This is a genomic window from Flavobacterium sp., from assembly GCF_043780635.1.
GTDB lineage: Bacteria > Bacteroidota > Bacteroidia > Flavobacteriales > Flavobacteriaceae > Flavobacterium.
Genome location: NZ_JAYWCK010000121.1, coordinates 1 through 15,743, shown reverse-complemented (window position 1 = coordinate 15,743; position 15,743 = coordinate 1). Strand labels below are relative to the sequence as shown.

Genomic DNA, 15,743 nt, shown 5'->3' with positions numbered 1-15,743 from the left:
TTTAAGGTTTAAGGTTTAAACTTTTCTTTCTTTCAAAATAAATTCCACCTATCAATAAAAATAACATTCCTGCGGAACTTATAAGCGTAATTATGCCTCCGGTTTGTATTACTTGAGGCTCAAACTTGAATTCTATAGTATGTTTTCCTTCCGGAACTTCCATTGCTCGTAAAACATAATCTACAAGAAAATGATCCGTTTTTTTGCCATCAATATAGGCATTCCATCCTTTTTCATAATAGATTTCGGAGAAAACCGCCAAACCTATTCCTGAATTTTCAGAAGTATATTTAAGATAATTAGGTTTGTAAATGTCTAATTTTATGGATCCGCTTGTGTCCCAATCTTTTTTTAAACGGGCATTCTCTAATTTTGAACCAAAGTGATGAACGTTGAAAACTGCAACTTTTTTGGTATCCAAATGATCCAATGCTTTCATTACATCGTCTGGCTTATTTACTAATTTTAAATCCTCTACAAACCAGGCATTCCCATTAACATTCGGATTTTGAACTGGGAACGAATTGCCGGTAGAATCCGTCTGGATAATATATTTCACATTCAACATATTGAGAATCTCAATATTGTTTTTGGCAATTTGATAATCAAATAATTGCTGCATTCTTCGAGGTTTTACAGCACTATAACCTCCAATCGATTTATGAAAATAAGAGGCTCTGGCACTCGATAAGTTGCCCGAAACTTCAAATACTCTATAATGAGTAGTATCTTGCAATATCTGAGCATCAGCAGGTGTTTCCTGGAAAGGAACCTCAACTTCTCTTTTGCTTACAAAATCTTTGGCTGAAACATATTTTTTATCCACAAAATACAAATCAAAAATCATCAATATTCCCACTAAAATGATTGCTGTATTTTGAGTGAATTTATTTTTGATAAACAACCAAAAAACTCCTGCCGCAAGCAACATAAAGAAACCCGAACGCAATAAATCGGCAGAGTAAAGTGTCATTCTATCTGCTTTGAGCGCATCTACAAAGCCTGGTCCATAGCTTTCTCTGAAATAACTGTCGTTTGCTCCTGCAAAACTGAAACTGCCTTTGAGTAAAAACAATCCAATAATAATTCCAAAACCTACTGCAGCAGTTTGCCACAATGCTTTAAACTGAGCCTCCTTTTCCAATTTAAAAAAAGATTGCAAGCCCATAATAGCCAAAACTGGAAAACACAATTCCAAGATAATCTGAATCGAAGAAACGGCTCTGAACTTGTTGAACATTGGCACATTATCAATGAAAAAATCAGTCAAAATTGGAAAATTTTTCCCCCAAGAAAGCACTAAAGCAACTATGGCTCCAGAAAGGAAAACGTATCTGATTTTTCGTTTGTTTGTAAATAATGCCAAAATCCCAAAAAAGAAAACGACAATCCCGATGTAAGCTGGTGCAGCCACAATAGGCTGATCGCCCCAATAGGTTGGCATTCCCGAAACAAAATCATTGGCTTGCGCTTCCGGAACTCCCTGCTCCATCATAAACGAATACATATTACTATCTTTACCTAATGCTTCACTATTTGAACCTCCAAAAAGGCGTGGTGCAATCAAATTGAAACTTTCTGCAATTCCATAACTATATTCCGTAATATAATCACGAGACAAGGCACTGTTGCTAACATTTTTTGTACCATCGGCATTAAAAGTCAATTCACTTTTTCCTCTTGTGCTGAAATTGGCATATTCGGCTGTGGCCAATAAGTTTGTAGCATTCGCACCAATGGCAAAAATCCCGGCTATTGCCAAAACTCCAAATGAAATTAAAAGCACTTTATATTCCTTCTCTTTTACTGCCTGATAAATAAAATAACCAGATAATAGCAGCAAGAAAATCAATAAATAATAGGTCATTTGAAAGTGATTGGCATTGATCTCCAATGCTACAGCGAACATCGTCAACAACCCTCCCCAAATATATTTCTTTTGGAAAACCAATATAAAACCGGCAATTACCAAAGGCATATACCCTATTGCGTGGGCTTTAGCATTATGACCAACACCCAAAATAATGATCAAATAGGTAGAAAATCCAAAAGCCAAAGCCCCGAAAAAGGCTTTGAGCGGATCTACTTTTAAAACCAATAATAAACCATAAAAACCAAGAAAATACAAAAACAAATAATCAGCAGGACGAGGCAAAAATCGAATAGCATCATCAATCATACCTATGTAATCATAAGGATATTTTGCTCCTAACTGATATGTTGGCATTCCGCCAAAGGCTGAATTTGTCCAATAAGGTTCTTGATGATCCGAAGCTCTGAAGTCGTTTTGCTCTTTTGCCATTCCGGTATATTGCGCAATATCAGATTGTAAAATTTGTTTTCCCTGCAAAACGGGATAAAAATAAATGAGGGAAATAAATATGAATCCAAGTAGGAATAAGGCGTGCGGATATAACTTTTGAAGTTGCTTCATTAATTTGGTTTTTGGTTTTGGTTTGGGTAAATTTAATCTATTTCTTCATAATCAACATAATCCCCAACTTTTTTGGTTTCACGAGGATTTTTAGTATCAGTTGCATTATAGATGACTTCATCGTTATTTGGCGTTTTTTGCCAAGAATTTCCCTGCGCATTTTGTTGCTGTTGTTGAAAATTTTCTCCTGCTTTCTGCACTACTTTTTTAACTATTAAAGGCAAAAATAATTTAGCCAAAAATTTAAAAATATAGTAAAAAGCCATTATGTAAAATAATGTTCTTATAAAACCTGAAAAAGAAGCTTCTTGCATAATCAAATAATTTTTGGTAAAATTAACAATTCCATGGTTCAAAATTAAAATATCATTCTTAAATAAATAATAAAATATAGTACATTTGAAAAGCGTTATATCTTTTTAATCTAAAATAATAGTATGCACAAAATCAAAAACATAGTTGTTGCAGCCTTTTTTATGATTCCATTTATTCATTATGGCCAGCACACCGACCAAATTAACTCGAATAGACCCGGCGAAACAATGTCCGCTTTTGCTGTGGGAAAATCAGTTATTCAGGTAGAATCAGGCATTTATGGCATTCAGGAACATCATAGTATATTAGATTATGACGCCAATGGTTTTGGAATTGATATGACTTTGAGATGGGGATTGTTTATGGAAAAACTGGAACTGATTGCCGACTTTCAATACCAATACGAAATGTTAAATCCCGCCTTAATTTATCCAGAGAAATCTGCGATGAAGCAAACTGTTTTGGGAGCAAAATATTTAATTTATGATCCTTTCAAAAATTACGAAAAACAAGTCAATGTTTACAGCTGGAAAGCGAATCATTCCTTTAATTGGCACCAATTGATTCCTGCAGTTTCCGTTTTTGCAGGTGCCAATCTTACTTTCTCTGATAATCCGTATTATTTCTCTCCTGATGCGGCCATTTCACCAAAAATTATGCTGATTGCCCAAAACCATTTGGGTGATGGCAGCTGGGTTTTTGTGACAAATATCATCGCAGATTATATTGGAACTGATTATCCAAGTTATGGTTATGGGATTACCCTGACCAAAGGATTCAATAGGAAATGGTCTGGTTTCATAGAAAATCAAGGCTATAAAAGTGATTTTTACAGCGATGCCATTGTTCGTGGCGGTGCGGCTTTTTTAATTCACGATGATATGCAAATTGATGCTTCAATAAGCAGCAGTTTAAAAACCACTCCATCCATATTGTATGGAGGCATTGGGTTTTCCTGGCGTTATGATGCGAATTATAAGGAAGTACGAATGAAAGTTGACACAGGTGATTCGGATAAAAAAGCCAAAAGAAGAGCCAAGAAAACTAAAAAGGGATAGATTTGTCTTTTTTTAATAAGAAAAATATTTTTAAAATAATTAAAAAAATCTTTGTTTAACGACAATAATTAACTAACTTCGAGCGACTTATGCAAAAAGTCTCAAACAGTAATTTAATTATTAAATTTATGAAAACAAAATTTAAAATTTCTAATGTAATGAAATGGAGTTTCAAAAACATCTGGCTATTCATTTTAGGAATAGTTTTTTTAGTGTCTTGTAGTAATAATAATGATGCCCCAGACCCAATTATTGGAAAATGGGATGACAATATTGTTCTTTCTCAAAAATCCGCCACTTTAAGTTCCAATACGAATTCAGTAACAATAACAACCAAATATAGTGGTTGGTGGTTAGCAGGAATTGGCTTGGATAATAAAGCTATTGATTTAACTGGCATTAATAGACTTTCAGAAAATTTCATTGTAACTACTTCTGATTTTCAAGTAGAAAGAAAGGATGGTAAATCCATTATAATAACAATGAATCCAAATACAACAGGCTCTGAAAGAATTCTATATGTTAGCTTACAAGGTGGTGATTATTTTGATGGAATAAAAGTTGTTCAATCAAAATAAAATAACATTCAAAAAATCAATTTTACTTTCTTTCACTAATTTGAGATCCTTTGAATCTTTTAATCATTACTTAAAATAGAATGTTTCAGATTTTTTAACCTTCATACATAGAAAACCATATACACATTACAAAAGAAGTCCACTCATTTGGACTTTTTTTATGCAATAAATTTATTATATTCGTATCACAATAAATAAATTCCCCTGAAAATGATTACCATAAAAGAAGCCATCACAAAAAAGGAAATGACTGATTTTGTAAAATTCCCTTTCTCTTTATATAAAGATAACAAATATTGGGTTCCGCCAATAATTGCTGATGAATTGGAATCCTTTGACAAAACCAAGAATCCAGTTTTCGAAAATGCGGAAGCCTATTTTTATTTGGCTTATAAAGACAATGAAATTGTGGGAAGAATTTCTGCCATTATTAATTGGGGAGAAGTCAATGACCAGCAAAAGAAAAAGGTGCGTTTTGGATGGTTCGATGTGATTGACGACATTGAAGTGACCAAAGCGTTATTGGAAAAAGCCTATGAATTAGGTCGAAAAAACAATTTGGAACACATAGAAGGACCAATGGGCTTCTCCAATCTGGACAAAGTAGGTGTTCTAACCGAAGGTTTTGACCAAATAGGAACGATGATCACCTGGTACAATCATTCTTATTTCTCAGTTCATTTAGAACAATTGGGTTTTGTCAAAGAAAAAGAATTTATAGAAAGTATATTTCCCTTTTCGAATGTAAAACCAGAATTCTTCTTGAAAGCTCAAGCACTAATCAAAAAGCGATATGAACTAACGAGTTTAAACTTTACCAAAACGAAAGACATTATGCCATTAGTGGATAAGATGTTTGATTTGTTTAATAGTTCTTATGCGAGTTTATCCTCTTTTGTTGCCATTTCTGACATTCAAAAAGAATATTTCAAGAAAAAATACATCAGTTTCATCAATCCGGAATATATCAAATTTGTGATGGACAAGAATAATAATATTGTAGCTTTCAGCATTGTGATGCCTAGTTTTTCTGAAGCATTACAGAAAGCAAAAGGCAAACTATTTCCTTTTGGATTTTATCATCTGCTCAAGGCAAGAAAAGACAGCAAAGACGTTGTTTTTTATTTGATAGGTGTAGCTCCTGAATACCAAAACAAAGGCGTAACGGCTATTATTTTTGATGAATATTATAAAACTTTTTCCGAAAAAGGAATAATAAATTGTATCCGAACTCCGGAACTGGAAGAGAACCATGCCATTCATAATTTATGGAAAAATTTTGATCCAATAATTCATTGCCGAAGAAAAACATTTATAAAAAATTTGTAATTACAGATTCCAGAAATAAAAAAATCCTTTCAATTCTTGGATTTTTCAATTACAATATTCATTAAAGATAACTACTATTTGCGATCTGGGATCTGCCGTCTGTCATCTAATTACTTTTCTCAAGTAGTTGATTCGCTTTATATCCAAAAAGTTCTTGTTTTTTGATTATTTCGGCAACTCCAGACGGTAACATCGATTCCCATCCCGGTTTATTTTCGCTAATCATTTTTAGCACTTCACGAGAGAAAACTTCAAGATTTTCTGGATTGTAGTTGTCAATGTCAACCACTTTTCCGTTGAATTTGAAAAACTTATACAATTCCTTCATTCGAGGATGAACTTTCAAAGTTTCAGAATTCATAATTTCACCATTTTCGTCAATCATTGGATACAGATATACTTTCATATCTCGATAGAATAATTTTCCAAAAGCTTCCAGAATTCCACCACTTAAATGACGATAGTATTTTTCGTCAAAAATGTCAACTAAATTATTTACACCCATTGCTAAGCCCATTCTGGCTTTTGTATATTTTGAAAAATATTCAACAACTTTATAATATTCCTGAAAATTAGAAATCATTACGGTTTGCCCAAGCGAGCAAAGTAATTGTGCTCGATCCATAAAGTCTCTTTCGTCAATTTCACCATCAGAACGTAAGTTTGATAATGTGATTTCAAAAATAACCAAGGTGTTTTCGGCATTAACTTTGTGCTCATCCAGAAACATTTTTAACGATTCCTCATACATATCCATATTTACCTTTGTAACAGGACGAAAACTTCCTCTTAAAGCAAGAATATTTTTTTTATATAATATGGCTGCCGGAAGTATGTTTCTGCCTTCTGGATCAAAAATTACGGCATCAGTCATTCCGTTTTTAACTAATTGCAGACTCATTAGACGATTGTCAACATTGGCAAAACGGGGTCCAGAGAAATTGATCGTGTCTATTTCAAGTTGATCTTTGTCAAGATGATCGTATAAATAGCGCAACAATCGTTTAGGGTCATTGTATTTATAGTAAGCACCATAAATAAGATTTACTCCAAGAACACCAAGTGTTTCTTGTTGCAAACGAACATCTGTTTCCTTAAAACGAATGTGTATTACGATTTCATTATAATCCTCGTCAGGTTCGATTTGATATCTGATACCTACCCATCCATGTCCTTTGAATTGTTTGGCAAAGTCAATGGTAGCAACTGTATTGGCATAAGTAAAAAATATTTTATTGGGATGTGTCTTCCTGCTTAACCGGTTTTCGATTAGACCGGCTTCATGCGAAAGCATTTTTTTGAGACGGCTTTCTGTTACGTAACGCCCATCTTCTTCAACACCATAAATGGCATCACTAAAATCTTTATCATAGGCAGACATTGCTTTTGCAATTGTCCCCGAAGAGCCTCCAGCTCTGAAAAAATGTCTTACGGTTTCTTGTCCAGCACCAATTTCGGCAAAAATTCCATAAATGTTATCGTTCAAATTGATACGAAGTGCTTTGTCTTTTATAGAAGGAATTTGTTCGATGACTTTGTCACCTTTCAATTTAATTTCTGTATCCTTTTTCATTGAAATAGTGCTGATTTGGTGCAAAGTTAGTAAAATAGCTTTCTAATTAAAGAGATTTATTGCTATTTTTGTAAAATAATTAGCAAAAACCGTGCTAGATGAATGTATATTTTTTAGGAACTGGCACATCACAAGGAATTCCTGTAATTGGAAGTGTTCATTCTGTTTGTAAAAGCTCTGATTTTAAAGATAAAAGGCTTCGGGTTTCGGCTTGGATTTCGTGGGAAGACCATTCTTTTGTAATTGATTGTGGCCCTGACTTCAGGCAACAAATGTTAGTTTCAAATTGTCAAAAAGTGGAAGGAATTTTATTTACCCACGAACATTCAGATCATACAGCTGGCTTGGATGATATTCGTCCGTTTAATTTCAAGCAAGGCATCATACCTATTTATGCTCATCAGCGAGTTATTGACAATCTAAAAAAACGATTTGAATATATTTTTGAAACCGAAAATAAATATCCAGGGGCACCTTCGGTAAAAACGATTGAAGTGGTCAATAATCATCCTTTCTCAATTGGAAATAAAATGGCAATTCCCATTAATTTGATGCACGGAAATCTTCAGGTTTTTGGTTACAGAATTGATGATTTTGCCTATTTGACTGATATGAAAACAATAGAAAAAAGTGAAATGGACAAATTGAAAAATCTGAAAGTTTTAGTTGTAAATGCCTTGCGTGAAGAACAACATAATACCCATTTTAGTTTGCAGGAAGCATTAGATTTTATAGCTTTAATTAAACCTGAAAAGGCATATCTAACTCACATTAGTCATATTATGGGTTTCCATGAAGAGGTACAACAAAAACTTCCAAAAAACGTTTATTTGGCTTATGATAACTTGGAAATTACCATTTAAAATTTCTTACAAATGAAAAAATCCTTACTGCTTTATCTTTTTATTCTTGTGCTGCTTTTAAATGTCTTTACCTATATGTATTTCAAAAAGGAGCTGGCTTTTGAACAAAATCAGTTTACAAATAAAGAGAAAAAAATGATGGCTAATTTTAATTCCATCACTAATAAACTGACGGATGCCAATTATTTTTCTTTGGAAAATAATGAAAATGCTCAGAATTATTTCAATCCTGATACAGCCACAAAAACAATTCAAATCGAAAAGCTAATCCCTTTTGTAACCGAAAAATTAATGGATTTGAATGCTAATCCTAAGGGAAATCCTTATGTGGGCCAAGATCAGATTGGAGCCAATAAATTTATCATTAATAAAGTAAGAATACTAAATCATCGTTGGATTATCGCTGATTTTAGCGATGGAGAATATTGGGGTGAAGTCTTAATAAAGTATTTTATAAATGATGATGAAACAGTTTCTTTCGAGACATTTCAATCTTTGTTATACCAAAAATAGTGTCCAGTTTTCAATATTCAGTGTTCAGATTTTTAATAATCAATGAACACTTTTCAATAAAGTTGCGCACTGATGACTGAACTCTTAATACTGCCTACTTCCTTAAAGTAGCCAATTCTTGAAATCATAAAAATTTTGTGGAGAAACTCCGTGTCCAATAGGGTATTCCTTGTAAGTTATAGGTATTCCTAAATTCTCTAATAAAGGTTTTGCTTTTCGTCCCCATTCCACAGGAATTACTTGGTCAACGGTGCCGTGAGAAGCAAATATTTTGAGATTACTAAACGAATTTTTTAAATAATTTTCTTCCAGAATTTCGGTATTGATATAACCGCTCATGGCGACCACTCTTTGCACTTTTTCAGGATGTGAAAGTGCCACAGCATAACTCAAAATTGTGCCTTGGCTAAAGCCAATTAAAGTCACATTAGTGGTATCAATTGGATAATTTACAGTTAATTCGTCTATAAACTGAGCTATTAAATCTCTCGAAATTCTTGCCTGATCATTGTCGGAAAATTTGTTTTGGTCTGCATCAAAGTTGATAGCGTACCAAGCATAACTTCCATATTGTAAATTGTAGGGCGCACGAGCCGAAACAATATAATATTCATCAGTAAGTTCTGCTGCAAACGAGAACAAATCCTCTTCGTTGCTGCCATAACCGTGAAGTAATAGTAAAAGCGGATTTTTGTCAAGTTTTATTTTGGGTTCTCTAACTAGATATTCTAAGGATAATTTCATTTTTCTAAGATATATTTGAAAACCATTTTTGGAAATAATTCCCTAGCAATGGAATTGGTTTTGTTTCTCCATTAATGGCGCTAAAGATTCCATAAGTCCATAAAACAGACAGAAAAACCCACATAGAAATGGAAATCATAGGACTGTCAAAATTGCTGATGATTAGTCCCAAGGATATAAAAGTAATTGATAAACCCAATGCTTGTCGAATGTGAAAAGAAGCAAACGAATTCTTGTTTTCAGAATTCATAGACATAGCGATGAAAACTCCAATAATTAAAATATAGCTTGTAATTGCGGCTGTTTTTCCTTTTTCGATGCTGTTGTTCATAAATTGATTTTTCCTCACTGTTTTTTATAACCTATCAGGTTTATTTTAGTTTAAAATTAGTTTTCCTTGATTATAAACTCCATATACTTTTCCCTTCATTTCTACTCCCAGAAAAGCTGAGTTTTTTGATTTTGACAAGATGTTTTCTTTGGTAAAAATGCTTTTCCCTTCAGGATTGTATAAAGTAATATTGGCTTTTTGACCTTCGTCAATACTTTGTTTTTCAATTCCGAAAGTAGTTTTTCCGACAGTTAATTTCTCGATTACTTTTTCCAAAGGCAATGCGGTTAACAAGGCGCCAAAAGCACTTTCTAAACCAATTGTTCCGTCCTTGGCCAAATCAAATTCCATTTTTTTATGCTCAATGTCAATCGGATTATGGTCAGACGTAATCATATCAATTGTATTGTCGAGAATTCCCGCAATCAATGCTTTTCTGTCGATTTCCGTTCTTAGTGGAGGTAAAATTTTATATCTGGTGTCAAAACCTTCCAATGTTGAATCGGTTAAAACCAAATGATGTACGGCAACACTGCAAGTTACTTTCAGCCCTTTGGATTTGGCTTCCTTGATTAATTGCACCGATTTTGCTGTTGAAATCGTCGGAATGTGCAGTTTTCCACCGGAATATTCGAGAAGAAATAAGTTTCTGGCGATTTGCAATTCTTCGGCAAGATTCGGAATTCCTTTCAAACCTAATCGAGTGGAAGTTATGCCTTCATTGGCAACTCCGTTTCCTTTGATATTTGAATCTTGGGCGAAAGCAATCACTAATCCATCAAAATCCTGTACATATTGCAAGGCTATTTTTAGCAAATTGGCATTATCCAAACTCTTGTTATAATCTCCAAACGCGACTGCACCGGCATTTTTCATATCGAATAATTCGGTCATATCCTTGCCTTCACTTCCTTTGGTCAAAGCGCCAATAGGGAAAAGTTGCGTGACAAAACCATTGGCTTTACTTTTTACAAAATTAATTTGGGATTGGTTGTCGATAATCGGGTAGGAGTTGGGTTGTAAAGCAATTGCTGTGAATCCGCTTTTTGCGGCGACAATCAGGCCGTTTGCAATGGTTTCCCTGTCTTCAAAACCAGGTTCGCCAAGAGAAACGCTGCTGTCAAACCATCCTTGTGAAAGGTGTAAATTATCTAGTTTTATTTCATCAGCATTTTCTGAATTGGGAAGCGATGTGCCTATTTTTTTGATAATACCATCAACAATTAAAATATCTGCAGTCTTATTGTGAAAAGGACTTTCGGAGTCGATAATTTTTGCCTCCCTGATGATTATTTTCATAGTATTTATTTAATTATTTGACTTTCGTTTTACTTTACGAATCGTATAATTGCCATTTCTGTCACCAGCAAAAGCAATGCAAAGATAATAAACCATTTCCAAATTTGATTGTCAGTTCTGTCTGTTTGTAAGGTGTCGAAAACTGTCGAGATGGAATCGATTATTTTATATTCTGAAAGTACATTTTCATTGGCTTGAGCCAAATCACTTTCGGTTCTGTTATAGTTGAAACTGATGTTTTGTAAAAGTTCTTTTTGGTTGTAAATTCCATAATTCCCAGCTTGGTCTGGAAAATCGTTGAAAGTTAATTTTACTTTATCGTTCAAAATTTGTTGAATGGGAATAAATGTCTCGGTCTCGTTTTTGACATCCAAAATAGCGTCTTTTGATAAATTAACATCAACCAAAAATGAATTGTTGTTGCCAATTGTAATTGCATTCACACCAGTGTTTTGATTGTTTAATGCCATCTTGTAAAAGGTAGGCACAATCAACGGTGATTGTTGAAAATTTGAATTCTCCAGATTAATTGGAGCAGCAAAAATATAAACCGAAGAAATAGGGTTGTTGATGGAAGTCAAAAATGAAGTTTGATCTTCATAATACAAAGCTGCCGGATTAGAGCCAACTATTCCAAAGGAACTTTTTGTTTTTGGATACTGAAAATTATCGATCTTATTTTCGAAAACGCCACTAAATAAAGGATGGCTGAAGTTTATTTTAGTGACTAATTTTTCTTTGTTGTCCAAAGATTTGAATTGGATGTTAGCAAAATTTCTAAGAAACATATTCAAATTTCCTATTGAAGCTTTAGCCGATGGGATAAGAACGAGGTTTCCACCTTTTTCAACAAAAGATTTCAAGGTAGTTTGCAAGGCTTGTGGGATTTCATCGACTTCGTTTAGGACGATGGCATCTTGTTTGTCGATGGAATTATAATCTAAAGAACCAATCGCAAAATTATTGAAATTGAATTCGTCATTAGTGTAAATTCTGGATAGAAAGTTTGCTTTTTCAGGTTGGCCAATACTGATTACATTATTTTTTTCGGGTTTTGAAATACTGAAAAACAAAGTATTGTCGTATTCCAATCCGTTGTCAATGATGGAGGCATAGCCGTGAAAATCATTTTTTGGAATGGTGAAAAAGATTGTTTTTTCCTTGGCTTCCAATTTAGTCAAAGTCTTTGCAATAAGTTTGTTTTGGTTGTACAAAGCGACCGGAATCTCCTTATCGTTTTCTCCAAAGGCGGATAATTTTAATCCAATTTCATAAAAATCGTCCAACGTTTGATGAATAAAAACACTGTCAATCGAAACATTGTTTTCACGTTCCGATTTGGGAATAATGAAATAGGTGTTGAAATCTTTGTCGATACTTTTCAATTGCTTTGGTTCCAAACCTACAGCATCAGTAATCACGACAACATCTTTGTTGAAAGCCGATTTTCGAGATTTTATTTTTGCCATCGCACTTTCCAGTTGGAATGGCAAGGCACTGTATTTTAGGTTTTGTAATTCTGTACGAATGGATTTGATATCGGTATTCCAGAACGTTTCGGAATTAGTAATCAGGGAAAAATTTTCGTTTTCAGGCGTGTTTTCGAGTAATTCCTGAACAGCTCTTTTTAGTAATTCTCCTTTTTGACCTTTGGCTTGCATCGAAAAGGAATTGTCCAAAACGATATACATTTCGTTAGAACTGTTTTTGCTGTCTTTAGCTTTAAAAAAAGGTTGGGCAAATGCAATAATAATGCACGTTAACAATAATAATCGCGTTGCTAAAAGCAGCCATTTTTTGATTTTAGAACTCTTTCTGGTCTGAATGGAAAGCTCTTTCAGAAAACGAACATTCGTGAAATATTCCTTTTTGAAACGTCGCAATTGAAACAAATGAACCAGAATTGGGATAACCAATAAGAAAAGAAAATAGAGGATTTCTGGGTTTTTGAATTGCATTCTTTCGTTGGGTTTGTCAAAAATACAAATTTGTAGATAATTGTAAGTTCATATTGTCATATTTTTGTTTATTAATCATTGACTTTAGTAATAAATCCGAAACAAAACACTTATTTTTGTTTTTCAATTCGATACTTAAAAAAATATGAAAAACGTATTATTTCTACTTTCCTTTTTCGCTTTAACTACATTGCAAGCACAAGAAAACAAGTTCAATTTATTAATTGGAACTTATACTAAAAGCTGCGACAGCAAAGGAATTTATGTTTATGAATTTGATTCTCAAACATCAGATTTCACTTTTAAAAACAGCACTGAAAACATCATAAATCCCAGTTATTTGACCGTTTCAAAGGATAATAAATTCGTCTATTCTGTGAGTGAAAATGATAAACAAAGTGCCGTAAGTGCTTTTAAATTTGATTCGAAAGACGGAAAACTAGATTTAATCAATTCAGAGTTATCTAAAGGACAAAATTGTTGTTACATTATTAATGATGATAAAAATGTAATTACGGCCAATTATTCTAGTGGTAGTATTTCGGTTTTTGTTAAAAATAGTGATGGTAGTATTGGAGAAGTTACTCAGGTGGTACAACATTCAGGTAAGGGAATTAATGAAAAGAGGCAGGAAGCACCTCACGCTCATATGGTGTATTTTTCTCCTGATAAAAAATATGTTTTGGCCAATGATTTAGGAACAGATAAGGTTTATGTGTATCAATACAATCCAAATGGAGGTAATGAGGTTTTAAAATTAAAAAGTAGTGTTTCTGTTAATCCAGGTGGTGGACCTAGACATTTAATCTTTAGTAATGACGGAAAATTTGTTTATGTTTTACAAGAATTAAATGGAACGATATCTTCATTTAGTTATGCAAAAGGTATATTAGCCAAAGTAAGCGAAACGACTGTTGTTGCCTCAGATTTTAAAGGAGATATTGGAGCTGCTGATATTCACATTTCGCCTGACGGGAAATTTCTGTATGCAACCAATAGAGGAACGGCTAATGATATTTCAGTATTTAAGATATTGAAAAACGGAAAATTGGAATTCGTGCAAAGAACAAGTACTTTGGGAAAAGGACCTCGAAACTTTGCCATTGATCCAACTGGAAATTTCCTTTTGGTTGGCCATCAATATACAAATGAAATTGTGATTTTTAAAAGAGATAAAACAACTGGAAATCTTACAGATACTGGGAAAAGAATTACCTTGTGTTCTCCGGTTTGTTTAGTTTTTACGAAGATTTAATTTTTGTAATAAATTGCAGTTTTCAGTCTCAGTGAGTACTGAAAACTGCAACTTAACACTATTTCTTATCTTTTCGTTTCTTGGCTTGGTTTTTAAGCATATTTCTATTGACAGAACCGTGCGTTTTTTTCTTGGTTACGCCAGGACCACCCAAATTGACTTTTTTATTCTTTTTAGTTTTCTCGTGAAAAGCCCCATCACCATCTAATTTTTGTTTTTTCATTAAAAACTTAATCGGTTGTCGGTCTTTTTCGGGTTCGATTAGTTTGGATGAAATTTCGACTTCTGTAGGGAAATCTTGGATTTCTAATTCCATATTCATTAATAATTCCACTGCAATTTTGAATTCTTCTTCACGTGGAGTGATAAAACTGATAGCTGTTCCTGTGGCATCGGCACGACCGGTTCGGCCAATACGGTGCATATATAATTCAGGTAATTCAGGAACTTCAAAGTTGATTACGTGCGTTATATTGGATATATCCAAACCTCTCGCCATAATATCAGTGGTGATTAATCCACGAAGATTACCTTCCTGAAAAGAAGCCATGGTGCTCAAACGATAATTTTGTGATTTATTCGAGTGGATTACGCCAAATTGCCCATCAAAATCCTCTTCAATTCGTTCATGAAGCATATCCGAAATCTTCTTGTTGTTCACAAAAACTAAAACACGGCTCATACTTTCTTCTGATTGTAACAAGTATTTCAATAGATTGACTTTCGTGTTGAAATTGGCAACATTATAAGTGATTTGTGTAATATTTTCTAATGGAGTTCCCGAAGCGGAAAGCGTAACTTCTTCTGGATAATCGAAAAAGTCATTCAGAACAGCATCGACTTCGTCTGTCATTGTTGCTGAAAAAAGGATGTTTTGACGTTTGGTTTTCATCATCGCTAACAAGGCAGTCAATTGGGTACGAAATCCTAAATTCAGCATTTCGTCGAATTCGTCAATGACTAATTTTTGGGTTTCATCAAAACGAACGACGTTGTCAAGTGCCAAATCCATAGTTCTTCCTGGTGTTCCTACTAAAATATCGGTTCCTTGATAAACAGCTGTTTTTTGGGTATTGATGTTTACACCACCAAAAATTCCAATAGTTCTCACCGACATATATTTAGTCAATTTCTCTACTTCTTCTACCACTTGAACGACTAATTCTCGAGTAGGTACAAGAATGACAATTTTTGGAGTATGAGTAGGCGTGAACTTATATAATTTCAACAATGGCAAAAGATAAGCGAATGTTTTACCCGTTCCGGTTTGTGCAATTCCCATCATATCGCGACCAGACATAATCACGGAAAAAGTTTTTTCCTGAATGGGAGTTGGTGTGACAAATCCTAAATCGTCGATTGCTTTTTGTACAGATTTTGGAAGATTGAATTGTTCGAAAGTGGTCATAAAACGTAATTTTTGTGCAAAGGTACGTTTTTTATAAGGATGTAAGCTTTTCTTGTTTTTTTGATATTTTATTTGAATTTTAATT

The 15,743-nt window shown here is 33.7% G+C and carries 14 protein-coding genes; 6 read left to right on the top strand and 8 right to left on the bottom strand.

Annotated features, from left to right (window positions below; translation table 11 throughout):
- Position 1: 1 nt before the first annotated feature.
- The gene (locus tag ACH2BV_RS10655; protein WP_395050707.1) at positions 2 to 2,434 is read right to left on the bottom strand and encodes a YfhO family protein; all 2,433 of its coding nucleotides are present in this window, start codon (positions 2,432 to 2,434) and stop codon (positions 2 to 4) included.
- Positions 2,435 to 2,466: 32 nt separating this feature from the next.
- On the bottom strand, positions 2,467 to 2,748 hold the full coding sequence (locus tag ACH2BV_RS10650; protein ID WP_395050706.1) for a DUF4834 family protein: 282 nt from the start codon (positions 2,746 to 2,748) through the stop codon (positions 2,467 to 2,469).
- A gap of 123 nt (positions 2,749 to 2,871) precedes the next feature.
- On the opposite strand from ACH2BV_RS10650, the gene ACH2BV_RS10645 reads away from it, so the two are divergent.
- From ACH2BV_RS10645 to ACH2BV_RS10635, 3 genes are all read left to right on the top strand, one after another.
- Entirely contained in the window at positions 2,872 to 3,807 is a 936-nt protein-coding gene (locus tag ACH2BV_RS10645; RefSeq protein WP_395050705.1) for a transporter, read from the top strand.
- Between the two features lie 128 nt (positions 3,808 to 3,935).
- On the top strand, positions 3,936 to 4,385 hold the full coding sequence (locus ACH2BV_RS10640; RefSeq protein ID WP_395050704.1) for a hypothetical protein: 450 nt from the start codon (positions 3,936 to 3,938) through the stop codon (positions 4,383 to 4,385).
- A 210-nt stretch (positions 4,386 to 4,595) separates the two neighbouring features.
- A complete protein-coding gene (locus ACH2BV_RS10635) occupies positions 4,596 to 5,714 on the top strand; it encodes a GTP cyclohydrolase (protein ID WP_395050703.1) in 1,119 nt (372 codons plus the stop codon).
- A gap of 106 nt (positions 5,715 to 5,820) precedes the next feature.
- Here ACH2BV_RS10635 and ACH2BV_RS10630 read toward each other — a convergent pair whose 3' ends face one another.
- Positions 5,821 to 7,287 (bottom strand): TonB-dependent receptor, encoded by a 1,467-nt coding sequence (locus tag ACH2BV_RS10630; RefSeq protein ID WP_395050702.1) that lies wholly within the window; start codon positions 7,285 to 7,287, stop codon positions 5,821 to 5,823.
- 98 nt (positions 7,288 to 7,385) lie between these two features.
- On the opposite strand from ACH2BV_RS10630, the gene ACH2BV_RS10625 reads away from it, so the two are divergent.
- Together ACH2BV_RS10625 and ACH2BV_RS10620 are read left to right on the top strand one after the other, a co-directional pair.
- Positions 7,386 to 8,150 (top strand): MBL fold metallo-hydrolase, encoded by a 765-nt coding sequence (locus ACH2BV_RS10625; protein ID WP_395050701.1) that lies wholly within the window; start codon positions 7,386 to 7,388, stop codon positions 8,148 to 8,150.
- Positions 8,151 to 8,162: 12 nt separating this feature from the next.
- Positions 8,163 to 8,663, top strand: coding sequence for a hypothetical protein (locus ACH2BV_RS10620; RefSeq protein ID WP_395050700.1), 501 nt, complete (start codon positions 8,163 to 8,165; stop codon positions 8,661 to 8,663).
- Between the two features lie 102 nt (positions 8,664 to 8,765).
- Here the strand turns inward: ACH2BV_RS10620 and ACH2BV_RS10615 are convergent, their stop codons facing one another.
- The 4 genes from ACH2BV_RS10615 to ACH2BV_RS10600 are packed head-to-tail and all read right to left on the bottom strand — an operon-like array spanning position 8,766 to position 12,995.
- A complete protein-coding gene (locus tag ACH2BV_RS10615) occupies positions 8,766 to 9,407 on the bottom strand; it encodes an alpha/beta hydrolase (protein WP_395050699.1) in 642 nt (213 codons plus the stop codon).
- Positions 9,408 to 9,411: 4 nt separating this feature from the next.
- Positions 9,412 to 9,738: a hypothetical protein gene (locus ACH2BV_RS10610; RefSeq protein WP_194311289.1), complete on the bottom strand. Its 327-nt coding sequence runs from the start codon at positions 9,736 to 9,738 to the stop codon at positions 9,412 to 9,414.
- Positions 9,739 to 9,783: 45 nt separating this feature from the next.
- Positions 9,784 to 11,037 carry a dihydroorotase family protein gene (locus ACH2BV_RS10605; protein ID WP_395050698.1) on the bottom strand — a complete coding sequence of 418 codons (1,254 nt, stop codon included), beginning with the start codon at positions 11,035 to 11,037 and terminating at the stop codon, positions 9,784 to 9,786.
- A gap of 29 nt (positions 11,038 to 11,066) precedes the next feature.
- Entirely contained in the window at positions 11,067 to 12,995 is a 1,929-nt protein-coding gene (locus tag ACH2BV_RS10600; RefSeq protein ID WP_395050697.1) for a BatA domain-containing protein, read from the bottom strand.
- A gap of 145 nt (positions 12,996 to 13,140) precedes the next feature.
- On the opposite strand from ACH2BV_RS10600, the gene ACH2BV_RS10595 reads away from it, so the two are divergent.
- Positions 13,141 to 14,250, top strand: coding sequence for a lactonase family protein (locus ACH2BV_RS10595; protein WP_395050696.1), 1,110 nt, complete (start codon positions 13,141 to 13,143; stop codon positions 14,248 to 14,250).
- A 58-nt stretch (positions 14,251 to 14,308) separates the two neighbouring features.
- Here the strand turns inward: ACH2BV_RS10595 and ACH2BV_RS10590 are convergent, their stop codons facing one another.
- Positions 14,309 to 15,658 carry a DEAD/DEAH box helicase gene (locus tag ACH2BV_RS10590; RefSeq protein WP_395050756.1) on the bottom strand — a complete coding sequence of 450 codons (1,350 nt, stop codon included), beginning with the start codon at positions 15,656 to 15,658 and terminating at the stop codon, positions 14,309 to 14,311.
- Positions 15,659 to 15,743 lie beyond the last annotated feature (85 nt).